At 62.6% G+C, this 24,477-nt stretch carries 21 protein-coding genes and 1 tRNA gene; 13 read left to right on the top strand and 9 right to left on the bottom strand.

Translation table 11 applies throughout. The features are described 5' to 3' along the window. Window positions 1–32 precede the first annotated feature (32 nt). The 5 genes from KIT02_RS01715 to KIT02_RS01735 all read right to left on the bottom strand — a co-directional run bounded on the left by KIT02_RS01715 (window position 33) and on the right by KIT02_RS01735 (window position 4,854). A tRNA-Pro gene (locus KIT02_RS01715) sits at window positions 33–109 on the bottom strand. A gap of 180 nt (window positions 110–289) precedes the next feature. Beyond that, window positions 290–1,576: an O-antigen ligase family protein gene (locus KIT02_RS01720; protein ID WP_297581460.1), complete on the bottom strand. Its 1,287-nt coding sequence runs from the start codon at window positions 1,574–1,576 to the stop codon at window positions 290–292. Continuing rightward, window positions 1,573–3,096 carry an undecaprenyl-phosphate glucose phosphotransferase gene (locus KIT02_RS01725; protein ID WP_297581471.1) on the bottom strand — a complete coding sequence of 508 codons (1,524 nt, stop codon included), beginning with the start codon at window positions 3,094–3,096 and terminating at the stop codon, window positions 1,573–1,575. The genes KIT02_RS01720 and KIT02_RS01725 overlap by 4 nt, the downstream gene beginning before the upstream one ends. 52 nt (window positions 3,097–3,148) lie before the next feature. Next, window positions 3,149–4,300 carry a glycosyltransferase family 4 protein gene (locus KIT02_RS01730; protein WP_297581474.1) on the bottom strand — a complete coding sequence of 384 codons (1,152 nt, stop codon included), beginning with the start codon at window positions 4,298–4,300 and terminating at the stop codon, window positions 3,149–3,151. A 2-nt stretch (window positions 4,301–4,302) separates the two neighbouring features. Then, window positions 4,303–4,854: a polysaccharide biosynthesis/export family protein gene (locus tag KIT02_RS01735; protein ID WP_297581480.1), complete on the bottom strand. Its 552-nt coding sequence runs from the start codon at window positions 4,852–4,854 to the stop codon at window positions 4,303–4,305. Window positions 4,855–5,004: 150 nt separating this feature from the next. On the opposite strand from KIT02_RS01735, the gene KIT02_RS01740 reads away from it, so the two are divergent. After that, the gene (locus KIT02_RS01740) at window positions 5,005–7,479 is read left to right on the top strand and encodes a Wzz/FepE/Etk N-terminal domain-containing protein (protein ID WP_297581487.1); all 2,475 of its coding nucleotides are present in this window, start codon (window positions 5,005–5,007) and stop codon (window positions 7,477–7,479) included. 10 nt (window positions 7,480–7,489) lie between these two features. Next, the gene (locus tag KIT02_RS01745) at window positions 7,490–8,530 is read left to right on the top strand and encodes a polysaccharide deacetylase family protein (protein WP_297581490.1); all 1,041 of its coding nucleotides are present in this window, start codon (window positions 7,490–7,492) and stop codon (window positions 8,528–8,530) included. Window positions 8,531–8,533: 3 nt separating this feature from the next. On the opposite strand, the gene KIT02_RS01750 is transcribed toward KIT02_RS01745, so the two are convergent. Further along, a complete protein-coding gene (locus tag KIT02_RS01750) occupies window positions 8,534–8,752 on the bottom strand; it encodes a DUF2842 domain-containing protein (RefSeq protein WP_297581493.1) in 219 nt (72 codons plus the stop codon). A gap of 79 nt (window positions 8,753–8,831) precedes the next feature. Here KIT02_RS01750 and KIT02_RS01755 point away from each other — a divergent pair, with 79 nt between their 5' ends. The 6 genes from KIT02_RS01755 to KIT02_RS01780 all read left to right on the top strand — a co-directional run bounded on the left by KIT02_RS01755 (window position 8,832) and on the right by KIT02_RS01780 (window position 13,706). Further along, window positions 8,832–9,893, top strand: a complete 1,062-nt coding sequence (locus tag KIT02_RS01755; protein ID WP_297581496.1) for a COX15/CtaA family protein — start codon at window positions 8,832–8,834, stop codon at window positions 9,891–9,893. Between the two features lie 218 nt (window positions 9,894–10,111). Further along, window positions 10,112–10,576: a 50S ribosomal protein L13 gene (gene rplM / locus KIT02_RS01760; RefSeq protein WP_297581499.1), complete on the top strand. Its 465-nt coding sequence runs from the start codon at window positions 10,112–10,114 to the stop codon at window positions 10,574–10,576. Between the two features lies 1 nt (window position 10,577). Then, window positions 10,578–11,060, top strand: a complete 483-nt coding sequence (gene rpsI, locus KIT02_RS01765; RefSeq protein WP_297581502.1) for a 30S ribosomal protein S9 — start codon at window positions 10,578–10,580, stop codon at window positions 11,058–11,060. A gap of 63 nt (window positions 11,061–11,123) precedes the next feature. Then, the gene (locus tag KIT02_RS01770; RefSeq protein WP_297581505.1) at window positions 11,124–11,525 is read left to right on the top strand and encodes a VOC family protein; all 402 of its coding nucleotides are present in this window, start codon (window positions 11,124–11,126) and stop codon (window positions 11,523–11,525) included. 3 nt (window positions 11,526–11,528) lie between these two features. Then, complete coding sequence (locus KIT02_RS01775; protein ID WP_297581508.1) at window positions 11,529–12,170, top strand: SdpI family protein; 642 nt, start codon at window positions 11,529–11,531, stop codon at window positions 12,168–12,170. A 168-nt stretch (window positions 12,171–12,338) separates the two neighbouring features. Further along, window positions 12,339–13,706 (top strand): dicarboxylate/amino acid:cation symporter, encoded by a 1,368-nt coding sequence (locus KIT02_RS01780; RefSeq protein ID WP_297581511.1) that lies wholly within the window; start codon window positions 12,339–12,341, stop codon window positions 13,704–13,706. 58 nt (window positions 13,707–13,764) lie between these two features. Here KIT02_RS01780 and KIT02_RS01785 read toward each other — a convergent pair whose 3' ends face one another. Continuing rightward, window positions 13,765–15,021, bottom strand: a complete 1,257-nt coding sequence (locus KIT02_RS01785; protein WP_297581514.1) for a cytochrome P450 — start codon at window positions 15,019–15,021, stop codon at window positions 13,765–13,767. A 150-nt stretch (window positions 15,022–15,171) separates the two neighbouring features. Here KIT02_RS01785 and KIT02_RS01790 point away from each other — a divergent pair, with 150 nt between their 5' ends. The 4 genes from KIT02_RS01790 to clpX all read left to right on the top strand — a co-directional run bounded on the left by KIT02_RS01790 (window position 15,172) and on the right by clpX (window position 18,359). Then, on the top strand, window positions 15,172–15,576 hold the full coding sequence (locus KIT02_RS01790; protein WP_297581517.1) for a YciI family protein: 405 nt from the start codon (window positions 15,172–15,174) through the stop codon (window positions 15,574–15,576). Between the two features lie 224 nt (window positions 15,577–15,800). Further along, entirely contained in the window at window positions 15,801–16,028 is a 228-nt protein-coding gene (locus tag KIT02_RS01795; RefSeq protein WP_297581519.1) for a hypothetical protein, read from the top strand. A gap of 249 nt (window positions 16,029–16,277) precedes the next feature. Continuing rightward, window positions 16,278–16,907 (top strand): ATP-dependent Clp protease proteolytic subunit, encoded by a 630-nt coding sequence (locus KIT02_RS01800; protein ID WP_297581522.1) that lies wholly within the window; start codon window positions 16,278–16,280, stop codon window positions 16,905–16,907. A gap of 174 nt (window positions 16,908–17,081) precedes the next feature. Beyond that, window positions 17,082–18,359 (top strand): ATP-dependent Clp protease ATP-binding subunit ClpX, encoded by a 1,278-nt coding sequence (clpX, locus tag KIT02_RS01805; RefSeq protein WP_297581525.1) that lies wholly within the window; start codon window positions 17,082–17,084, stop codon window positions 18,357–18,359. A 187-nt stretch (window positions 18,360–18,546) separates the two neighbouring features. On the opposite strand, the gene rocF is transcribed toward clpX, so the two are convergent. Continuing rightward, window positions 18,547–19,524 carry an arginase gene (gene rocF / locus KIT02_RS01810; RefSeq protein WP_297581528.1) on the bottom strand — a complete coding sequence of 326 codons (978 nt, stop codon included), beginning with the start codon at window positions 19,522–19,524 and terminating at the stop codon, window positions 18,547–18,549. Window positions 19,525–19,814: 290 nt separating this feature from the next. Here rocF and lon point away from each other — a divergent pair, with 290 nt between their 5' ends. Then, complete coding sequence (gene lon / locus KIT02_RS01815) at window positions 19,815–22,241, top strand: endopeptidase La (protein ID WP_297581531.1); 2,427 nt, start codon at window positions 19,815–19,817, stop codon at window positions 22,239–22,241. Window positions 22,242–22,470: 229 nt separating this feature from the next. Here the strand turns inward: lon and KIT02_RS01820 are convergent, their stop codons facing one another. Continuing rightward, entirely contained in the window at window positions 22,471–24,459 is a 1,989-nt protein-coding gene (locus KIT02_RS01820) for an NAD-dependent epimerase/dehydratase family protein (RefSeq protein WP_297581533.1), read from the bottom strand. Window positions 24,460–24,477: the final 18 nt, after the last annotated feature.

Genomic DNA, 24,477 nt, shown 5'->3' on the forward strand with positions numbered 1-24,477 from the left:
AAATGAAAAACCCCGCCGTGGCGGGGATTTAATGGTCGGAGCGGCCGGATTTGAACCGACGACCCTTTGTCCCCCAGACAAATGCGCTACCAGGCTGCGCTACGCCCCGACTGCGCGGAGACATAGAGATATAGGTCCGCAGAGGCAAGCCCGTTTTTTGTTCGCGGGGATCAATCTCGTCTGCGGAACCTACTTCGCGGCCGGCATGCCTTGGCTCGCACGGATAGATGGGTATCCGCGACAGTCCCGCCCATCAGCCCTACCACGGTGAGCGCGCCTGGAACGACGACTAGACGAGCACGCGCTCGCCGTTCCGCGCTTTTCCGCCCGCCATGCCCACCGCGCTGGACAATCCCCAAACCAGGCCGATCAACAGGTAGATGTGGCGCCAGTGATCGGAATCGATGATCACCGACTCGGCCATGACGATTGGAAATGTTGCGGCCACGGGAATAGCGAGGAGGCGGTACGGGGAGGGGCGTGCCACCATGGTGAAGCACTTCCACAGCGTGACCGCGATCAGCACGTAAAACATGGCGCCGCCGCCCCACCCATAGACATGCAGGACCGAGACATAGACGTTGTGCGGCTCTTCGACGATCCGCAGGTTGCGGAACTCGCCCGGCCCCAGGCCCCAGGGATTGTTGAGCGCCAGCTCGAATGCATAACCCTGGCGGCCGAACCGACCCGTCTCGCCGGTATCGTAGTTCTGCGAACTTGCCCGCGCTTCGAACAGCGAGCCTACGGCCGGAATCGAGAGCAATCCGCCCAGGGCTATGATGAGCATGAAGCCACCGGCCAGAGCCATCAGCATGATCCGTACCTTCTCGCGGGCATTGGCCTCGAGAAGGAATACCAGCGCCAGCACGATCAGTGAGGAGACGGCGAAATGGCCCCAGGCGGCGCGTGAAAAACTGACAAAGACGCCGACGAACAGCACCATGTAGATGCCGCCCGCCGTGATCACCTGCCAGCCTTTGCCGAGCAGGATGCGCTGCAGCGCAAACATCGCTGGCAGCACGAGGAAGGGACCGAAGACGTTCGGGTCCTTGAACATGGCCTTGGCGCGGCCATAGCGCAGGAACAGGTCGGCCGCCGGCATGAGGCCCAGATAGGCCAGTGTGCCGATGATCGCTGCCATGACGGCGGCGGCCGTATAGCCGATGACCACGATGCGCATGCGCCTTTCGGGGGCTTCGGCGATGTAATTGGCCAGAAAATAGGAGGTGACCATGAGGAAGATGGTCACGATGGTGAAGATCAGCGCGTCGCTGACCGTGCTGTACTTCACCTGGAAGCAGGCGATCAGGGCGAAGGGCGAAAAGGCCAGCATGATGGCCATGAGGCCGAAGGTGGATCGGTAGAGCCCAAGCCCGGCCATCAGCGCCACGGGCAGCAGGAGCAGGAACGTCAACTCATAGGGTGAGGGCTCGAACAGCACCACCCCGCCGGAAAAAATCCAGACGCCGACCAGGATATCCATGAGCCGGGTGGCGCGGCTGTGCATATAGGAGAGGCCGGGTCTTGCGGACCCGGCCCCAACCAGACCGGCATCGAGTGTGCCGGTGGCGGTCAATAGGCGTTCTCGTTCTTGGCGACCAGCGACACCGGCGTCATCACCAGGATGTAGAGATCGAGCAGGATGGACCAGTGCTCGATGTAATAGAGGTCGTGATTGACGCGCTGCATGATCTTGTCGATCGTGTCGGTCTCGCCGCGCCAGCCATTGATCTGGGCCCAGCCGGTAATGCCGGGTTTGACGCGGTGCCGGGCAAAATAGCCTTCAACCGCTTCATAGTAGAGCTTGTTGTCGGCCTTGGCCTGCAGCGCATGGGGACGCGGGCCAACGATGGACAACTCGCCCTTGAGCACATTGAACAGCTGCGGCAACTCGTCAATCGAGGTGCGGCGGATGAACTTGCCAACGCGGGTGACGCGCGGATCGTCCTTGGTCACCAGCTTGGCCGCTGCCGCGTCCAGCATGTCGGTGCGCATCGAACGGAATTTGTAGATGCGGATCAGCTCGTTGTTGAAGCCATGCCGGTGCTGCACGAAGAACACGGGCCCCTTGCTTTCGAGCTTTATCGCAATGGCGGTGATCACCATGATCGGCGACAGCAGGATCAGCGCGGAGAGGGCGACGACCTTGTCGAACACCCATTTGAACACCAGGTTCCAGTCCGAAATAGGCCGGTCGGCCATGTCGAGCACCGGAACATCGCCCACATAGGAATAGGCCTTTTCGGTGAATTTCAGCTTGCTCATATGGGCCGACAGGCGAATGTCCACCGGCAGCACCCAGAGCTGGGTGAGCATGTCGAGCACGCGCTTTTCGGCCGAGAGCGGCATGGAGACGATCACCAGGTCGACCGGCGTGCGGCGCGCAAACTCGATGAGTTCGGCAACCTTGCCCAGCTTCTGGTAGCCCGCAACGAAATCGGGCGAGCGGTCGTCAATGCGGTCGTCGAACAGGCCGAGCAGGTTGATATCGCGATTGGCGCCGGCTTCGATGTGGTGAATGAGGTCTTCGGCATCGGCACCGCCGCCGACAATGACCGTGCGGCGCTTGAGCCGACCCTGGGCCGTCCAGTGCTGCACCATGGTGCGCAGCAACAGCCGGAACGCGATCAGCAGGACTGCGCCGGATGCGAACCAGGTCAGCAGCCAGACGCGCGACACCATGTCGGATGCCTTGAAGAAAAAGATGCCGGCCGTGAGCACCACCATGACCACGGTCCAGGCGCCCAACACCCGGCCGATCTGCGAGAGGAAGGTGCGATAGGCGGCTACGCGGTGCGAGCGCACGGCATTGAACAGGATATTGGCCAGCAGCGTCGTCGCAAGGATGACGGGAATATAGAACGCATCCTGCTGCGGCTCGATATAGGCGGCGTGAATGCCATAGCCGAGCAGGGCCAGCAGAGCGGCTTCCGCCACCTGCGCGACACCGGCAACCACGGCGCTGGACATGGTGCGCTCGACCGGCGCGCGGATAATCGCTTCGGCCTGTGGCCTCAGACGAACAAAACCATCGTCATCGCCGGACGGGCGCGACGCATGGTCGAGAATGGCCTTCTTGGGATCGACGCGAAACATTTTACCCCTGCTGGCACGCAAGTTTGCTGGGGGCATTGTCCACAGGAGGAGTTTAAACTCGGTGAAGCCTGTTCGGGTCTTTGTGCGGATCGCCACGATAGAGGCCTGCTATGGCCTCGGTCATTCGCCCGACCGAGAAGTGCTCGCTGACGCGGGCGCGCAGGAGCTGCATGTCGGCGATTGCGGCATCCGGTGCGGCAAGAACGGCGCCCATGGCAGCGCGAAGCGCCTCAGGGTCGCCGGCCGGAATCAGCCTTTGTGCATAGGGCCCGAAGATTTCGGGAATACCGCCCACGCCCGTCGTGATCACGGGGAGCCCGGCGGCTGCGGCCTCCAGAACGATATAGGGCAGGGACTCGGCCAGCGAGGGCACGACGGCGCAGCGCGCCTGCGCAAACGCCTCCCGGGCAGGGCGGGAGCCGAGAAGGGTCACGCGCTTTGTGAGGCCGGCCTGCTCTAGCCGTGTTTCCAGTTCCGCGCGGTCGGGCCCATCACCAGCCATGACCAGCGTTGCGGGCGTGCCGTCGGGCCGCTTGAGCGGCGCCAGCGCTTCGACCAGCGGAAAGATGCCCTTGAGTGCCCGCAATTCACCCACGAACACGAAGTCTGCTGCATCGGGGCGGATCGTGACAGGCTCGAATTCAGTATCAACCAGGCCATTATGGATGATCGCACTGCGGCAGCTGGGCGCCGCGATCAGACGGGAATAGGCCTCCCCTGCGAAAGCGCTCTCGAAAATGATGGTGTTGGTGAACCCCATGAGCCGGCGTTCGAGCGCATGGAATAAACGGCCGGACATGCCCCTTGGGTCAAAGTGCAAGACGCCGCCATGCGGGGTGTAGAATATCTCGGCCCTTGCACCGGCCAGCTTGGCCAGTCGCGCATAGAAACCGCCTTTGGCGCCGTGGCCGTGCATGATGTCGATGTCGAGACGGCGCGCCAGGCCAGATACCGCAAAGGGCGTGGTGAGGTCGCCGCGACCCAGTACGCGGGGCATCGGATAGCGGTGAATGCCGAGCGCGGCATGAGGTTCAAGCTCTGCCAGCCTGCTCTCGGTCTGCCCATCATTGGCCAGGGTGTCGACGATAAGGCCAATGCTGTGCCCACGCGCCGAAAGGGCGCGGGTGAGGTCGGCGACGTGGCGAAACAGCCCGCCAACAGGCGCGCGCATGACCTGCAGGATCCGCATGGGTTTTTCGGCCACGCCTAGAACCACCGCTCCTCGATGACGATGGTATCGCCCGGCGCAATCGGGAAATCGAGATCGACGACGCCTTTGACCATCTGATTGTTCTGGCGGCGATAGACCACGGCCCGCTCGCGGTCGGCGGTGTCGCTGAAGCCGCCGGCGGTGCTGACGGCGCCCCGGACGGTCATGCCGTAGAGATAGGTAAACTGCCCCGAACTCGTGACCTCGCCCTGGATGAAGAACGGGCGATACTGCTCGATCTCCACCGCCACATCCGGGTTGCGCATATAACCGTTGGCCAGGGCCGAGGCCAGGCGGCCGCTGGCCTGTTCGGTCGTTGCGCCACGGACGGGGACGGGGCCGACCAGCGGAAACGCAATGGCGCCATTGTCGTCCACCCGGTAGGACTTGCTGAGCTCGGCATCGCCATAGACGGAAACGCGCACCACATCGCCCGAGTCGAGCTGATAGGGGCCCTTTGTCTCCACCAGATAGACGTCCGGGCGCGTCGTGGCGCAGGCGCTCAGCGGCGCAGCCAGGGCGATCAGCAATAGCGGCAGAAAGCGCATAGGAATCCCGTGCGTTCGAGATGAGCCGACTGTGGTTACTTATGGTTAAGAATTTCCTTACTCGCCGACCGGATTCACCCGAATTGCCAATTCGATTAACCGATTATTGACTACGCCCGGGCTTAGTTTGTCGGCATCGAGAGGATGGCCATGGCCAATGAGTCGATGGGAAATGGGGATGCGCGCATAGATGTGCGTGCGGTGCTGACGGCGATCGTGCGCCGGCTGCCGCGGATCATCGCCGTTACCCTGCTGCTGCTGGCGGCCACCTTTGTTTTCCTGATGTTCCAGCCCCGTCTCTATGAGTCGTCGGCCTCCATCCTTGTCGAGCCGCGCTCAAATCCCTATGCCCGCGCCTCCGGCGAGCAGGCGCCCAGCCTGACGGGCGGAGAGGCGGGCGTCGTCTCGAGCCAGATCGAGCTGCTGAAATCCCGCGACACGCTGCTGACCGTCATTGACCAGCTGGACCTGCGGTCCGAGGCCGAGTTCAACGGCAGCGGCGCCAGTCTCTCGCCACTCGGTCTCGTCTTTCAGTTGATGGGACGCACCGGCGCGCCCGTCAGTGTCGACGAAACGGTTCTCGCGACACTCTACGATCGGCTCACTGTGGTGCAGGAGCGCGATTCCCGCATCATCTCCGTCCTCGTTCGCTCGACCAGCCCGCAACTGGCTGCCGAAATCGCCAATGCTGTGGCCAATGCCCACGTGAACCGCCGCGCTTCGCTGTCCATCGCCGATACCGCCGATGCCTCCGGCTGGCTGCGCTCGGAAATAGATCGTCTGCGCGTCTCGGTGCAGGAAGCCGAGTCGGCCGTGGCCGAGTTCAAGGTCAACAACGACCTCTTCACCGGCCAGAACAATACCAGCCTGCTCGATCAGCAGCTTTCCACTATCTCCTCGCAGATCACCGCTGCGCAGGAGCGCAAGAACACGGCCATGTCGCGGGCCACCCTGATCCGCGAACTGATCCAGCGTGGCCAGCCCATCGAGGCCATTGCCGATGTGCGCAATTCCGCCGTCATCCAGCAACTGAGCCAGGAAAAGGCCCGGCTGCAGGGTGAGCGGGCGCAGCGTTCGGCGACCCTGTTGTCCAATCACCCGACGATTCGCGCGCTCAATGCGCAGATTGGCGAACTGGACACCCAGATCCGCCTAGAAGCGCAGCGCGTTGCCGATGGATTCGAAGCCGAAGCTGAGATCGAGGCCGATTTGGCGACCTCGCTTGAGGCCGAATTGGCGCGCGCAAAAACCTCCGCCTCCACCGCCACCCGCGATACCGTCGCGCTGGATGGCCTGGAGCGGGAGGCGAAGGCACAGCGCGATCTGCTCGAGGCCTATCTCGCCCGTTACAACGAGGCATCGTCTCGCGTGGAGGCCAATTCGGCGCTGCCCGATGTCCGCGTCGTCTCGATGGCCGCCCCGGCCGTCTCGCCAGCCTCGCCCAAGTCGTCGCTGATCCTGCTGGCCGTCGGACTAGTTGCCGTATTGGGGCAGGTGGGCGCCGTGATTTTCAGCGAACTGATGTCCGGCCGCGCCGTAGTGGAAATCCAGCGCCGGCCCGCAGGTGATGCCGGTTTTGCGCCGGAATTCGTTGCCGAGGCCGAACCTGTCGAAACAGCAGCGATTATTGAGGCAGAACCCGCAGCCGCAGTCGTTGTCACAGCCGAGCCGGCCTTGTCTTCCGCTGCGACTACCGAGCCGCTGCCCGCGGCTGAAAAGCCGGGCAGGGCACGGAGCCTGTTCCGGTCGTTGGGCGCTATCCTGCCGAAACGTTCCGCGCCGCCAGTCGATACTGACGCCGAACAGTCCGTCGCCCCTGCCGTCGAACCGGCACGTCCGGAAGCGCCCGCCCAATCCAATCAGGCCGCTGCAGCTTTCATTCGCACGCTGACGACCCCCCAAGCATCAGATGACGGCCGCTCTCGAGACCACTCTGGTGGTGAACCTCAGCCCTCCCGCAGCGCGCCGCTGATGGCAGACCCAACGCCCCAGGCCGATCAGGAATGGGCTGCTGCCTCGGACTGGCATGATGAAGCCGAGCCACCCACGCCCCCCGCCACCGCTGCATCGCGCCGGGCCACGACCCTGGCCTATGGCGAATTGATCGGCGATCTCGTGATGGGGCGTAACCATCTGCTGCTGCTGGCCGACAATGGCGCCAGCCAGCCCGCTGCCCACCTCGCGGAGGACATCGCGGCCGATGCTCTGGCCAAAGGCCTCAGCGTGGCGCTCATCGATGCCGGCACCGGCCGGCAGAGCGACGAGCCCGGCATCAGCGACCTCAGCCTGGGTCTCGCCGGTTTTGGCGATGTGGTTCAGAAATCCGCCGACAACACCTTTGCCGAAGTGAACTGGGGCGGGGGCGCCCGCATCGATACGACGTCCTCCCGCCCGACGACGCTGGTGGAGGCACTTGGCGATATCTACGAGGTCGTCCTGGTGCTGACCGGTCCATTGAGCCGCGCGTCGACCCTGCCATTGTTTGCCGATCTGGATGGCCGGGTGGTTCTGGTCGGGGCTGACGAGCAGGACGCCGACGCACTCGAAGAGGCGCGCGAACAATTGCAGCGCGCCGGGCTGGGCCGGGTCGATATCGCCACGGTGAATGCGGCGGTCGCGGCCTGATGGTGGCCCCATGTCGCTGAAATATACGGCCATCCGGGCAGCTTTCGACCTGCTCTGGCTGACCGGCGCCCCCCGTTTGAGCCAGATGCTGTCGCGCTCGCGCGGGGTGATCTTCACGCTCCATCGCGTGCTGCCCGGTGAACCGCCGCCATTCTCGCCCAACGCGATCCTCCAGGTGGAGCCGGACTTTCTCGATTACTGCCTTGAGCGGCTGCGCGATCTCGAAATCGATATTGTCTCGCTGGACGAGGCGCTCGACCGGCTGGCGGAAAAATCGAAGCCCCGGCCGTTCGTGGTGCTGACTTTCGATGATGCTTATCGCGACAATCTGCAATATGCGCTGCCCATTCTCCGCCGGCACGAGGCGCCATTCACGCTCTATGTACCCACCGCCTTCGTCGATGGCGTTGGCCAGATCTGGTGGCAGGCGATCGAAGACATCATCGCCAGCCAGGAAGCCGTGGCCTTCACCGAAAACGGGGAGACCGAATATGTCGACACGGCGACGCTGGCGCAAAAGCGCGAGGCCTTCGATCGTCTCTACTGGCAGATGCGCAAGATCGACGAGCCGGCGCGGCTGAAGCTCCTGTCCGAATTCGCGGCCAATTATGGGTATGATCTGGACCGCCAATGTCGTGACCTGATCATGGGCTGGCCGCAGGTCCGCCTGTTCGCCGGCGAACCGCTGTGCACCATTGGCGCCCATACGGTGAACCACTACGAACTGGCCAAGCTGCCGCTGGATCAGGCCCGCAATGAGATCAAGGGCTCGGTCGACGTCATCGAGGCGCAGTTCGGCATCCGGCCGAAGCACTTTTCCTATCCATTGGGCGGGCCCATGTCCTGCGGGCCGCGTGAATTTGACCTGGCGCGGGACCTGGGCTTCCGTTCCGCCGTCACCACAAGGCCGGGCGGCCTCTATCCGCACCACCTGAAAACACCGACGGCGCTGCCGCGCGTGTCGCTCAATGGCTACTTTCAGGAGCGGCGCTATGTCGACGTCTTTGCCAGCGGCGGCCTGTTTACCCAGCTTGGCCGGCTGATGGGCTGACGGTCAGGATTTGGTCGGCGCGTCCGGCCGGCTCATCCAGCGAACCAGCACCATGGCCGGAAAGATCCAGCCCATGCCGGCAACGATGAAATAGGCAATCAGCACCAGTCCCGGCAGGCCCTCGGGAAACAGCAGATAGATCCATGTGGCCAGGATCGACCAGACGACTATCGAGGCCACCAGGGCGAATCCACCGATCAACTTGCGGTTACGCTGGGTCATGTGCGGCATCTCTGCAGTTGCGGGATAGCTGGGGTGGGATTACCACTCCGGCGTCTAGATCGATACCGGAAACAGCGCCGTGACCACAACGCAAGATGCCGCACAGGGCCAGGTTCGCTTTGCCAGTGACAGGCTGCGCCCGGTCCGCATCTGGCTCTACGGCCTTGCCGCCTTCGTGCTGCTGATCGTGGTTGTCGGCGGGATTACCCGCCTCACCGAGTCCGGCCTGTCTATCACGTCGTGGAAGCCGGTTTCCGGCGTCATCCCGCCGCTGAACCAGGCGGAGTGGGAAGCCGAGTTCGAGGCCTACAAACAGATTCCGCAGTACAACGTGCTCAACTCCTGGATGAGCCTGGACGACTTCAAGTTCATCTTCTTCTGGGAGTGGTTCCATCGTCTCCTGGCGCGGGCGCTTGGTATTGTCTTTCTCATTCCCTTCGTTGTTTTCCTGGTTCAGAAGCGGCTGTCACGCGAACTGGCATGGCCGCTCTTCGGCCTTTTCGTGCTGGGCGGCTTTCAGGGCGCTTTGGGCTGGTGGATGGTGACCTCTGGCCTGACCGAGTTGACATCGGTGTCTCAATACCGCCTGGCCGCGCACCTGACGGCGGCATCGCTGCTGTTCATAGCGCTGGTCTATGTCGCGCGCTCCCTCACGCCGGGACGCGTTCTGGGCCACGTCACCCGCTTTCACATGCTCACCGCCGGCCTATTGGCCGTGCTGGTGATCCTGCAGATCGGGGCAGGGGCCTTCGTTGCGGGGCTGGACGCCGGCATGGGCTACAATACCTGGCCGCTCATGGATGGTGCCATCATTCCCAATGGCCTCTTTGCCATGGACCCATTCTGGCGCAACCTGTTCGAGAACGCGCTGACCGTTCAGTTCATTCATCGCGGTATCGCCTATCTCCTTGTCGCCTATGTCGCCTGGCTGATCTGGGTGCGCCATCGCGATGGTGGCTTTTCCGGCGTCCACGGCTGGCTGCCGCGTATCGGCGTGGTCGTGCTGCTGCAGGTGGCGCTTGGGGTGATGACGCTTCTGCACAGCGTGCCCATCTCCCTGGCCGTTGGCCACCAGAGCCTGGCCTTCATGCTCGCAGGTCTCAGCATCGGCTATATCGCCGATATGCGGCGCGCCAGATAGCGCGCCCCAAGCTGCCACAATTACAGAGTCATTCCCGCGAAAGCGGGAATCTCATCCGCCACCATAGTATTGCGGTATTATCATACCGTACATTTAAGGTGTTGATTTAACACACGAAATTATTCGTGCTTGACGGCAATATGAATCTCTCATAGAGACGCCGCCGAACTGGCCGGTTCCTGCGGGAGCCGGCTGCTTGAATCTTAGGGAATTCGATTATGAGCACGTACTCGGCAAAACCGAGCGAGATCGAAAAGAAGTGGGTCCTCATCGACGCCGAAGGGCTGGTCGTGGGTCGCCTGGCCTCGATCATCGCCTCGCGTCTGCGCGGCAAGCACAAGCCGACCTTCACCCCGCACATGGACATGGGTGACAATATCATCGTCATCAATGCCGAGAAGGTGAAGCTGACCGGTCGCAAGCTGGACCAGCACCGCTTCTACTGGCACACCGGCTATCCCGGTGGCATCAAGGACCGCACCGCGCGTGAGCTGCTGGAAGGCCGCTTCCCGAACCGCGTCCTCGAGAACGCCGTGCGCCGCATGATGCCGGGCGGTCCGCTGACCCGCGCCCAGCTCAAGAACCTGCGCGTCTATGCCGGTGCTGAGCATCCCCACGAAGCGCAGAACCCGACCAAGCTCGACGTCGCTGCGATGAACTCCAAGAACGTCCGGGTGAAGTAATATGGCCGAAACCATCAACTCCCTCGAAGACCTCGGCACCACTGCCGCAGCACCTGCTGCCAATTCCGCGCCGATCCATGAGCAGAAGCTCGACAGCCTCGGCCGCGCCTATGCCACCGGCAAGCGCAAGAACGCCGTGGCCCGCGTCTGGATCAAGCCGGGCAAGGGTACCGTGACCGTCAACGGCCGCGAATTCGCCAAGTACTTTGCCCGTCCGGTTCTGCAGCTGATCGTCAAGCAGCCGATCGTCGCCTCCGAGCGCCTCGACCAGTACGACGTCAACGTCACCGTTGCCGGTGGTGGTCTGTCCGGCCAGGCCGGTGCTGTCCGTCACGGCATCTCCAAGGCTCTCACCTACTTCGAACCCGCCCTGCGCCCGGTTCTGAAGAAGGGTGGCTTCCTGACCCGCGACAGCCGCGTGGTCGAGCGTAAGAAGTACGGCAAGGCCAAGGCCCGCCGCTCCTTCCAGTTCTCCAAGCGCTAATCGCTGGACTTATCGACTTTGCGAGGGGCCGGGAAACCGGCCCTTTTGCTTTTGGAGGGGCCGATGTTCAGTCATGTGACGGTAGGCAGCAACGACCTTGATCGTGTTGGACGATTTTATGATGCCGTGCTGTTGCCGATCGGTCTGCGCCAAAGGGCTGTCGAGCCCGATGGCGGTCCGAAGTCCCTCTGTTGGGTGGGGGCGGCTCCCTATCCGCGCTTCTATGTCTATTCGCCATATGATGGACAACCGGCCATCCCAGGCAATGGTGCGATGCTGGCCTTCATCGCGCCAAGCCCGGAAGCGGTGGTCGCAGCCCACTCCGCGGGTTTGATGGCAGGTGGGACGGATGAGGGGGCGCCGGGTCTGAGGCCGCAATATGCCGAGGATTATTTCGGCGCCTATTTGCGCGATCCAGATGGCAACAAGGTCCATCTTGTGCACAGGCCTGCCCTGCTTGGATAAGCCATGCCCAGCCTCGTGTCCCGTTTCCATCTCCTCCTCTTCGGCGTCACCCTGGCCATTGGCGGGGTAGCCCTTGTCCATGTTCCCGAGGGTTATGCGTTTCCGGCCCATTGGCAGGGCAGTGGGGCGGACTGGCTGTGGCCGCGGGATATCGCCCTGGCCACGGCGCCGCTGGCCGAACTCCTGTTGATGGGCGTGTTCTTTCTGCTGGGGCGGGCACTGACAAAAAACCATCTGGCCAAGACGCGGCACATACTGGACCCAGCGCTGACGCTCCTTCTGGCCGTCGCAACCGGCTGCCAGCTCGGACTGCTGCTGATGGGCATCGGGTCCGACTTCGACATGTTCCGGATTACCGCCGGCGGCCTGTCCGTGGTTCTGCTGGTGCTTGCCGTGGTGATTTTCGAGGCCGAGCGGCATTCTTATGCCGGCTTGCGAATGCCCTGGCCAATTGCGTCCGATCGGGCCTGGACCCTCGTCCATCGCATTGCCGGAATCGGCAGCGGCCTCTGCGCGGCCATTTTGGCCTATCTCGCCTGGGCGGACCCCGGCGCCGGCGTGCTGGCAATTGCCCTGGTGGCGAGCCTTGGGGGACTGCCCCTGCTTGCCGCCCTCGCCACTTTGCTCACGCGTGGGCTGCGGTAAGCATTTTCCGGCAACTTGCCGTTTGAGGTAGAAAAGTTTCACCTCCCCTTGCAGCCAAGCAACGCGATACGCTGCAAACCGGCCCGATCAGGCGTAGTGTGCGCTCAATTGTGAGGCGCTATGCTCATCAATGAGCAGGTGAGTCTCGCTCCACCGAAAGGTCAAACCATGCCCACTTCCGTATCGGCGGGTGCTGCACCACGTGCGCCCAAGCCACTTTATCTCAACTTCGGCTTTCAGGTGTTGGCCGCAATGGTCATCGGCCTGATCCTGGGCTTCATCGCCCGGAACATGGGCCCCGATGCGGCCGGCAATGCCAATTGGCTGACCCAGACGCTTTCGACCGTGGGCTCGTCCTTCGTCTCGCTCCTGCGGGCGCTGGTGCCGGTGCTGGTCTTCACCGCCATCGTCGCCTCGATCGCCAATCTGCGCGAGTTGAACAATGCAGCAAAGCTCGTCTGGCAGACGCTGCTCTGGTTCGCGATCACGGCCCTCATTGCCGTCGCGATTGGTATCGCACTCGGGCTGATCATCCAGCCCGGTCTTAATACCGAAGTCGCCGCCGAGGCCGCTCGCGCCCCGTCCTCGACCGGCTCGTGGCTCGATTTCCTCAAGGGTCTAATCCCCTCGAACTTCATCGGGCTGCAGGCTTCGACCCGCGTCACTGATAGCGGCGCGACGACCAGCCTCAACTTCAATGTCCTGCAGATCCTGATCGTCTCAATCGTTGTCGGCGTTGCCGCCCTGCGCGTCGGCCCGGCAGCCGATCAGTTCCTGGCCTTCAACCGGTCGTTCCTCAAGATCATCCACAAGGTGCTCTGGTGGGTCATTCGGCTGACACCGATCGGCACGATCGGCCTTCTGGGCAATGCCGTCGCGGTCTATGGCTGGGATGCCCTGGCGCAACTGGGCTGGTATGCCGCGGCGATCTATATCGGGCTGTTCCTCGTGCTGTTCGTGGTCTATCCGGCGCTGCTCCAGGCCCATGGCCTCAATCCCATCCGCTATTTCCAGAGCGCATGGCCGGCCATTCAGCTTGCCTTCGTATCCCGTTCGTCGATCGGCACGCTGCCGGTCACCGAGCGCGTGACGGAGAAGAACCTCGGCGTGCCGCGCGAATATGCCGCCTTCGCCGTGCCGCTCGGCGCCACCACCAAGATGGATGGCTGTGCCGCCATCTATCCGGCGATCTCGGCCATTTTCGTGGCCCAGTTCTTCGGCGTACCGCTTGGGATCGAGCACTATCTGCTGATCGTCTTTGTGTCGGTCATCGGTTCGGCAGCTACCGCCGGCCTCACCGGCGCCACCGTCATGCTGACCCTGACCCTCTCGACCCTGGGTCTGCCGCTTGAAGGTGTCGGTCTGCTGCTGGCAATCGACCCGATCCTCGACATGGGCCGCACCGCGGTCAACGTCGCCGGTCAGGCGCTGGTGCCCACCATCGTCGCCAAGCGCCAGGGCATGCTCAATCAGGCTGTCTATGACAATGGCAAAACCATCGAAGACCTCGATGCCGAGGCCGTTCCGGCCGAATAGCCTTGGTCTTGCACAAAATTGCTCCTCCCCCGGCTTCGGGGGAGGCTGGGTGGGGGCTCTATTTCCACTCCACCACAAGCTTCTCCAGCCCATGGAAGTGATAGACATTGCCATAGTGGGGTGGCTCGGCAATCCGCAATCGGGGCAGGCGCTCGAACAGAACCTTCATCGACTCCTGCAATTCGATCCGCGCCAGCGGTGCTCCGATGCAGAAGTGGATGCCGGCGCCAAAGCTCACATTGGCGCCATCGGTGCGGAATGGGTCAAAAATGCCCGCATTGGCAAAGCGGGCCGGATCGCGATTGGCCGCTCCGAGCATGAGCCCAACCACATCGCCCTTGCGCAGGGAGATGCCGTCGACTTCGGTGTCCATCAGCGCATAGCGCGTGAACAGGTGCAGCGGCGCGTCGAACCGCAGACATTCCTCGACAGTCTTTTCGGCCTGTTCGGCGGTCACGAACAGGCTTTGCGGGTCGAGCCCGCTTTCGAGGATGGACTTCACGCCGTTTCCGGTCGTGTGCACCGTCGCTTCATGCCCGGCATTGAGCAGCAGGATGGCGGTTGAAATGACCTCTTCGTCGCTCAACACATCGCCGTTGCGGTCGCTGGTCAGCATGTGGCTGAGCAGGTCCTCGCGCGGTGCCCTGCGGCGCTCCGCGATCACATCGCGCAGATGCGCCATGAAATCGGCGGCAGCCTGGTTGGCGTCGAGTTCCGTCTCACGGCTGACATTGTACATGTACATGGTCACCATGCGGTTGGACCAGTTGAGCAACTGCCCTGCCATGTCTGCCGGAAGGCCGATCATCTCGGCGATAACGATCGCCGGAATGGGCGCGGCAAAGGCCTTGATGAGATCGACGCTGTCTTCGCCCTCGAACTGGTCGATCATCTCATGGGCCAATTGGCGAATGCGCGGACGCAACTGCTCCACCTGCCGCGACACGAAGGCCCGGTTGACCAGCGTGCGCAACCGGGTGTGGTCCGGCGGCTCGAGGTTGAGCAGCGAGTATTTTTCCGTCAGGTCGAACTCTGCCGTATGCGCCTTGGGTGCCGGCAGTCCGATTTCCTCGCGGCTGGCCACATGCAGGATATCTCTGCCGAAGCGCTTGTCGCGGAGCAGGGCGCTGACGGCCTTGAAGTCGGCAAAGCACCAATGACCATATTCTTCCCAGAAGAAGGCGGGATGGCTGGCGTGCTGCCGCGCGTAGAAGGGGTAGGGATCTTGGTAAAAGCTCGGGTCCTGCGGCTGAGCGCTCGCCCGCAGCGGCGCTGGAACATCGAGGATCGGCTTGACTTGCAGTATGGCGGCCATAATCGTCCGTAAGGGTCGTTCGCCGCTACAATAAGCATGCGCTGACGCCTTGCAATTGCACTGCGCGACGGGATCGAAAAAAGCTGCGGGAAATAGTCGACCCGGTGAAAACCCATCCGTCGGACAGGTGTTCAACCAAGGAGACTGAACATGAAGTTCCTTTGCCTGTTTCACTTCCGCGACGATGCCTTCGCCGGTGTCACCCCACGGGAGATGCGCCGCATCGACGATGCGACCATCGAGCATGACCAGCGCATGCGTCAGTCGGGGCATCTGATTTTTGGCTCCCCACTCACTGGGCCGGAGGAGGGGGCCGCGATTGATCGCCGTCGCCGCCTGGACGCCGCCGTCATCGACGGACCTTTTCCCGAGGCCAAGGAGGTGGTCGGCGGCTTTGTCCTGCTCGAAGCCCGCGACATGGACGATGCCTTGGCCGTCTTTGCCGATGATCCGATCGCGCGCTATGCTCGCCTGGAAATCCGGCCGCTGCGCAATTCAGACAGTGACCGGCACAGCAAGACCGGCGAGGGACGTCCGGACATCAAGCTGACCTGAGCGTGTGCGTGCGCTAGGAGGCTCTTCATCTCGATTTGCGGCCTCCTAACACTCATTGTCACGCACCTCCTTCAGCGTCATCCCCGCGAAAGCGGGGACCTCCCTTCCCCCAGAACGGAGCCCCGCTTTCGCGCCAGCGCCCCCACTACAAGGCTAAAATCCCTTGGCAAATGGCGCACAATGATGTCTTGAGAGCGCCAAAACGCGACGAAGGAAATCCGCACGTGAGCGACATCACCGTTTCCGCAGCGATCGACGCCATCTACGCCTCGATCAAGAACGACAACGAAGACATCGACCTGCACATCGCCGCCCTCAAGGCGGCCATGGCGCGTGAAGGGGTCAAGCAGGCGACCTTCGAGACTGCAAAGCTCGCCCAGCCCAATCGGCAGGGTCGCAAGCTCATGCAGGCCTATTTCAAGAAAAAGGGCGTTGCCGTCGATTTTGCGTAATCGGCAGCATCACGTTCACCCTAAGCAAGGGGAACCGGCCTGGGGCTATTGAAGAGCGCCTCATTGCCGCCTATCTGTGCCTTTACCGCCCGTTAAGGCGGCGTCGCCTGCAATCGGCCAGTCGCGCTGATTCGAATTTCCGGCATGTCGGTCCGTCCCGCCAGTGTGCGTATGGGGCATCGGCATGATCCAACCAAACAAGCCGGCCTGCGGTCCGCGACCCGCAAGGCCAGGCCAAGGGGCTTTCTTATGCGGGATCCGCACGATCTTTACATGAACACGCTCGTTCCCATGGTGGTCGAGCAGTCGAACCGTGGCGAACGCGCCTTCGACATCTACTCGCGCCTGCTCCGCGAGCGCATCATCTTCGTGACCGGCGTGGTCGAGGACAACATGGCCTCGCTCATCGTGGCCCAGCTTCTGTTCCTCGAATCAGAGAATCCGAAGAAGGAAATCGCCATGTACATCAACTCGCCCGGTGGCGTGGTGACGGCTGGTCTTTCCATCTACGACACCATGCAGTTCATCCGCCCGGCGGTTGCCACCATGGTCATGGGCCAAGCTGCCTCCATGGGCTCGCTCCTCCTCGCCGCTGGTGAGGCCGGCATGCGCACCAGCCTTCCGAATTCGCGCGTCATGGTCCATCAGCCCTCCGGCGGCTTCCAGGGTCAGGTCACCGACATTCTGATTCATGCCAAGGAAGTCGAAGGCTTGAAGCGGCGTCTTAATCAGATTTATGAGAAGCACACCGGCCGCACCTATGAGGAAATCGAGAATGCGCTCGAGCGCGACCGGTTCCTGTCGCCCGAAGAAGCCAAGGCGTTCGGCCTGATCGACACCGTGCTCGAAAAGCGCATCGTGCCGGAAGCATCCGCCTGAGCGTGACCCGCGTTAAGCACAAAGCTGCTGCGCCGTGGACTGTGATCCAAGCGCAATTGCACCAAGCCGGAACGGCCTTTAAGGTCGTTTCGGCTTAGACTTTCTTTATGTCTTGAGCGTTACGATTTGCGGTAACGCTTGAATATGGGGGCGCAAGCTCCCGGGAGTGACTTGATGTCCAAAGAGACAACGAACGGCGAAACCTCCAAGAACACGCTTTACTGCTCGTTCTGTGGCAAGTCGCAGCACGAAGTGCGCAAGCTGATCGCCGGCCCGACCGTGTTCATCTGTGATGAATGCGTCGAACTGTGCATGGACATCATCCGCGAAGAGAACAAGACCTCCATGGTCAAGTCCTCCGACGGCGTGCCCACCCCGGCTGAAATCTGCAAGGTTCTCGATGACTACGTGATCGGCCAGTCGCGCGCCAAGCGCGTGCTCTCGGTGGCCGTACACAACCACTACAAGCGCCTGCACCACGCGACCAAGAACCAGGACGTGGAGCTTTCCAAGTCGAACATCCTGCTCATCGGCCCGACCGGTTCCGGCAAGACCCTGCTGGCGCAGACCCTGGCGCGCATCATCGATGTGCCCTTCACCATGGCCGACGCCACGACACTCACCGAAGCCGGTTATGTCGGCGAGGACGTGGAAAACATCATCCTGAAGCTCCTCCAGGCTGCCGACTACAATGTCGAGAAGGCCCAGCGCGGCATCGTCTATATCGACGAAGTGGACAAGATTTCCCGCAAGTCCGACAATCCGTCCATCACCCGCGACGTCTCCGGTGAAGGTGTGCAGCAGGCCCTGCTCAAGATCATGGAGGGCACCGTCGCCTCCGTGCCGCCGCAGGGCGGGCGCAAGCATCCGCAGCAGGAATTCCTGCAGGTGGACACCACAAATATCCTGTTCATCTGCGGCGGCGCCTTTGCCGGCCTCGAAAAGATCATCTCCGCACGCGGCGAAGGTTCGGGCATCGGCTTCGGCGCGACCGTCAAGGACCCCAATGACCGCCGCGTCGGCGAGCTTCTGGCCGTGGTCGAGCCCGAGGATCTGGTCAAGTTCGGCCTCATCCCCGAATTCATCGGCCGTCTGCCGGTTCTGGCCACGCTCGAAGACCTCGACGTGCCGGCCCTGATCGAAATTCTGACCTCGCCCAAGAACGCCTTGGTGCGCCAGTACCAGCGCCTGTTCAACATGGAAGAGGTCGAGCTCAACTTCCACGAGGACGCCCTCAAGGCCATCGCCGAGAAGGCCATCGAACGCAAGACCGGCGCCCGCGGCCTGCGCTCGATCATGGAAGGCATCCTGCTCGACACCATGTACGACCTGCCTTCGCTCGAAGGCGTCGAGGAAGTGGTGATCTCCGAAGACGTGGTGCGCGGCAAGGACGTCCGCCCGCTCTACATCTATTCCGAGCGCAAGAAGGAAGACGAGCCGGCCTCGGCCTGATCCGCCTCCGAGCGACAAACATGACGCCGGGCCCAGTGCCCGGCGTTTTTTTGCCTTTAGGTGCGGTGACCTGTTTCTGGCTCGGTGTCATTCCCGCGAAAGCGGGAACCTCTGTTGCCGTCAGTGTCATTCCTGCAGTCGCGGGAATGACGCGGTGGCACCCTCCGGGTCGAAATACGCTTGTGTGTCAGGCCTCTCCGGTCACGAACTCCACCGGTCCCGGTTCCTCGCCCATGATCGAGCGGCCGAAAAGGCTGGCGACGAGATCGACCATCAGGGTTGCACTCTTGCCGCCATGGTCGAGGAACGGGTTGAGTTCCACCACATCGAGCGAGCCAACGACGCCGCTGTCGTGCAACAGCTCCATCACCAGATGTGCCTCGCGATAACTCAGCCCGCCGGGCACCAGCGTGCCGCCGCCGGGCGCGATCAGCGGGTCGATGCTGTCCACGTCAAAACTGACATGCAGATGCGCACCGGCCGCCCTGGCCTTGTCGATCACTTTCTGGATACTCGCGACCACCCCATGCTGGTCGATCCGCTTCATGTCGATGACGTCAACCCCGCGCGCCTGCACCAGGCGCCGTTCCTCCCGGTCGACCGAGCGAGCGCCGAAAATGGTGACATTGCGCGGGTCGATCCGGCCCAGCCAGTCGCCCTTGAAACTGTCGTCGAATTCAGGCTCGCCGCAGAGCAGAGCCAGCGGCATGCCGTGCAGGTTGCCGGAAGGCGAGGTCTCGGGCGTATTGTAGTCGGCATGGGCGTCGATCCACAGCACATGAACGGGCCGCTTGTCCTGGGCGCAATGGCGCGCAACCGCAGAGACGGTGCCCATGGCGATGGAATGATCGCCGCCGAGGAACACGGGAAAATGCCCCCGTGCAAGAATATCCAGCCCGGCATCGCTGACGCGCGCGGCGAGATCGAGCACATCGGCCTTGCGCTCTTCCGGCAGGCGGGCGCTGCTCGGATTGGTCGATACCCCGTCTTGCGGCCGCCTCAGGTCGCCATGATCGGCCACGGCCAGATCGAGATCGACCAGCGCCTCGACCAGCCCCGCAACCCGCAGCGCCTCCGGACCCATGCCGCATCCGCGAACGGAGGCCCCTGACGCGGTGGCCACGCCGATGAGATCGATGCGCTTGATGGGGGAGGGATGTGCCATGGATTCTGCCTTCTTCTAGGTGGACACAGTCTAGTTCCATTCCCGCTGCCGCATCAAACGCCGATAGCGCGAGCTGTGTGATACCTGGGCACACAGGTGTTCCCGCCAGCGGGCGCATATCTCCTGTGCGAAGTCCGGACAATGGTCACAAATCCGCAAAGCTTGACTTGCGGCCAGTGCACTCCACCCTATTTATTAACCTGAATCACCCAGCATTTTTTAAGACTGGGTAGTCGCAACGGGCGTGCCACCTCCTTCCTCCCTCCGGCGCGCCCCGGAAAGGAAATGTGATGTCGGAAGTTACCTCCACTGGCGAAGCGAGCCGGGACCGGGTGTATCCGGTTCTGCCCCTGCGCGACATCGTCTGCTTCCCTGGCATGATCGTGCCGCTCTTCGTGGGCCGCGAGAAATCGGTCAAGGCCCTGGAAGAGGTGATGCGCGACGACAAGCACATCCTGGTCGTGACGCAGAAGAACGCGCAGGATGACGACCCCGCTCCGGACCAGATCTATCCCACGGGCACCATCGCCACTGTGCTGCAATTGCTCAAGCTTCCGGACGGCACCGTAAAGGTGCTGGTCGAGGGCCTGCATCGCGCCACCATCGATCGCTACCTGCAGACCGAGGAATATTTCGAGGCCGAGGCCTCGATCCTGCCTGAGCCCGAAGAAGACGCGACTGAAATCGAGGCGCTGGCCCGTTCGGCACAGTCCGAGTTCGAAAACTACGTCAAGCTCAACAAGAAAATCTCGTCCGAGGTCGTGGCCGCCGTCGGCCAGATCGAGGATTCGAGCAAGCTGGCCGATACCATTGCCAGCCACCTGGTCATCAAGATTCCAGAGAAGGAAGATCTGCTGCAGACCGTGTCGGTCATCGACCGGTTGCAGAAGGTCATCGGCCTCATGGAAGGCGAGATCGGTGTGCTGCAGGTGGAAAAGCGCATCCGCTCCCGCGTCAAGCGGCAGATGGAGAAGACGCAGCGCGAATACTATCTCAACGAGCAGATGAAGGCGATCCAGCGCGAGCTGGGCGACGGCGAGGACGGGGTCAACGAGATCTCCGAACTCGAAGAGCGTATCGCCAAGACCAAGCTCAGCAAGGAAGCGCGGGCCAAGGCCGACGGCGAAGTCAAAAAGCTCAAGGCCATGAGCCCCATGTCTGCCGAAGCCACGGTCGTCCGTAACTATCTTGATACGCTTCTGGGCCTGCCCTGGGGCAAGAAGACCAAGGTCAAGCGCGATCTGGCGCTGGCCGAAAAGGTGCTGGACGAAGACCACTACGGCCTCGAAAAGGTCAAGGAACGCATCCTCGAATATCTGGCGGTGCAGGCCCGGACCGGCACGCTCAAAGGCCCGATCCTCTGCCTCGTCGGCCCTCCGGGCGTCGGCAAGACCTCGCTCGGCAAGTCGATCGCCAAGGCCACCGGCCGCGAATTCGTGCGCATGGCCCTTGGCGGCGTGCGCGACGAAGCCGAAATCCGTGGCCATCGCCGCACCTATATCGGCTCCATGCCCGGCAAGATCATCCAGTCGCTCAAGAAGGTCGGAAAATCCAACCCGCTCTTCCTGCTCGACGAGATCGACAAAATGGGCCAGGATTTCAGGGGCGATCCGTCTTCGGCCCTGCTCGAAGTGCTCGATCCGGAGCAGAACAACACCTTTGCCGATCACTACCTTGAGGTTGACTACGACCTTTCGGACGTGATGTTCGTGACCACCTCGAACACGCTCAACATCCCCGGCCCGCTGATGGACCGCATGGAGATCATTCGCCTCTCGGGCTATACCGAGCAGGAGAAGCACGCCATCGCCAAGCAGCACCTCATCCCCGAGGCGGCCAAGGAAAATGGCGTCGCGCACGGCGAGTTCAAGCTGTCTGACGACATGCTGATGAAGACCATTCGCGGCTATACCCGCGAGGCCGGCGTCCGCAATCTCAAGCGCGAAATCTCCAAGCTGATGCGCAAGGCGGTGACGGACATCGTGCGCACCAAGGTCAAATCTATCGAGATCGATGACGAGCGCCTGGCCAAGTATCTCGGCCCCGCCATCTTCAAGCATGGCGAAATCGAAGCCGAATCCCAGGTGGGTCTGGTGACCGGTCTCGCCTGGACTTCGGTTGGCGGCGAGTTGCTGACCATTGAAGGCGTGATGACGCCGGGCAAGGGCCGCATGTCGGTCACCGGCAACATCAAGGAAGTGATGAAGGAATCACTGACTGCGGCCACCGCTTATGTGCGCTCGCGCTCCATCGATTTCGGCATCAAGCCGCCCATGTTCGACACCCGCGATATCCACGTCCATCTGCCCGAAGGCGCCACGCCCAAGGATGGTCCTTCCGCTGGTATCGGCCTGGCCACGGCCATCGTGTCGGTGATGACCGGCATTCCGGTGCGCAACGATGTGGCCATGACGGGCGAGATCACGCTGCGGGGCAGGGTACTGCCTATCGGTGGCCTCAAGGAAAAGCTCCTGGCGGCCCTGCGTGGCGGCATCAAGACCGTGCTGATCCCTGAGGAGAATGTCCGCGATCTCGCCGAGATCCCGGATATCGTCAAGGATGGCATGGAAATCGTGCCGGTCAGCCGCATGGACCAGGTCATCGAGCGCGCCCTGGTGCGCAAGCCCGAAGCCATCGAATGGAACTTTGACGCCGAACCCGCCGTGGCGACCAAGGTCGACCCCGCCGAGGACAGCACTGCCAGCATCACCCACTGATCCTGGTGTCATAATCGCGAAAAGGCCGGGACACATGTCCCGGCCTTTTTCTTTTGATGATCCCAGCAAACCTCGTTTGTGCCACGTCTCGCGCACGCAAATCGCGCCCTGCTCACAATGTCATCCCGGCGCAGGCCGGGATCCATGCACGGTCCTATGGGCGGGCCCTGGCCAACCACCACGCGCCGCCTCGACGAGACCCCAAGCGGGGCGAAGGGCGGAATAAACCCTAAACCGAACGCGGGATGAACAGGTGTTCCACCCCGATCCCCTTCGGAACATATTTGCCCCGATGCAGCCAGAAGGCATTGCCGCAGACATCGCGCGCGAGGTCCACCAGGGCATGCATCATCTCCGCGTTGCGCGATGTCATCTCCACCCAGACAAATCCGCGGCCGGTGGCCGGATGGCGGGTAAAGCGCACGCCGACGCCCTGACCAGGCGGCAGCCGCATGCCCGGAAAAGCCTGGCGCAACCCGGCTATGAATCGTGCCGCACAGGTATCGGGCACGCAGATTTCCATGTTGCGCATACGCCGCCGCCCATTGCGAAACACCCGGCCGACCAGTTGCTTGGCCGGCATCCCGGTCCATGGGGCCAGCACCCGCTCGGACCAGCCGACGATCCGCAGGCGCCCGCGTAGTCTTAGGGTGAGCAGCAGCTTCTGGATGGCGGCCGGCGACCCCCGCAGGGGCGCGAAGGGCCCGCGATCCTTGGGCTGATCCTCGCGGGCGGGGTTGATGTTATAGACCATCAATTCCCGGCTGCGCGGAAACCAGTGCACGGTGGTGCTGTGATTGACGCGATAGCCACCAGCCACAAAGGACTCGAGTTCGCTGTCCGGGCGCCATTCGATGACATTGGCCAGCCTGTAGTTCGGACAGCACTGGAAGGTGACTTCCGTTACCACGATGCCATTGCCCTCGCGCATCCTGTCCCAGGCGACATCATCGCGGGTGGCCACCTTCTCCTCGCCATCGCCGTCGACATAGCGAATGGCGGTGATCAGGTCATAGACCGAGACAAAGTCGGAACTGCTCCCATGCACTTCCGCGAAGAAGCAGGCGCCCGCCGAGATATCGACGAATTCCGGCAAGGTCCCCAGCGTCATCCCATATGGCCCGAGATAGGCGAGGATCGCCCGCAGCGTCGTGCCGGCGCGCACGGTGAGCCTGTCGCCATCGAGGCTGACAATGCCCGCATAGTGCTCCATGACCAATTGATCAGAGGTCAGCCGGTCGTTGAACCACAGAAAATAGCCCCGCCCGATGGCATGGTAGGGCCGGCTGCCGCGAACGGTCTCCTGTATCACCGCCAGCGAATGGGCATGAATGGTCCGCGACGGCGCCTCGAAGAAATCTGCAAGTGTCCGACCGGTGGTAACCCCGCTGAGGCGGCGGACCTTTTCGCTGGCCACCGTCACGTCATGAGACAGAAACCACAGGGTCGAGGGAATGGCCTTGCCGGCCAGGCCGGCCAGCCAGTCCGGCGCAAAGAAGATCGGTCTCTTGGCCAGCCCGGCGGCATGGCGGAAATAGTCGTCCGATGACACATCCAGGTCGCCCAGGTTGACCACGTCATTGACCACGCCGCGCTCGATCAGCGCGAGCAGTTGCTGGGCGAGATCCTCCACATGGATCAGGTTGATGGTGCGCTTGCGCAGCCCCAGCGGCGCCATGCGCATCGCCGCCACGATCCCGCTCGACCACTGCATATTGGGGCCCATCACCACGGTGGGCCGCACGATGAGATAGGCGATATTCTTGGCCCTGCAGGCCGCGATAACCCGCGCTTCCTCGTCGAGCTTGAGCCTTGTGTAATTGTCGAGCCCCGGGCGCGCCGCGAGCGTTGCATCTTCGTCCTGGATCGGGTGTTCGCGGGCGTCGAGCGCCGCATAGACCACCTGTGAGCTGAAATAGACAAACAGCCGGCAGTTGCCAGTGCCGATCAGGTCCAGTAACCGCTCGGTCACGCGATTGTTGGCGGCAATGAAGTCGCGGGATTTGGCCTTGGTATTGAGTGCGGCGTGGACCACGACATCCGCCTGGCCGACGGCCTCTGCAAGCCCGGCCTCATCCTCGAACCGCACAGCCACGCCGGAATCCCCGAACTTCTGCGGCAGGGTGCGATAGACGGGGGTGACGGCGTGTTTGGTGGAAAAGGTCGTCAGCAATTGCCGGCCTATTCCACCACCCGCGCCCACCAGGCAAATCTTCAATACGCTGTCCCTTCTGGT

This window comes from Devosia sp., assembly GCF_025809055.1.
Classification (GTDB): domain Bacteria; phylum Pseudomonadota; class Alphaproteobacteria; order Rhizobiales; family Devosiaceae; genus Devosia.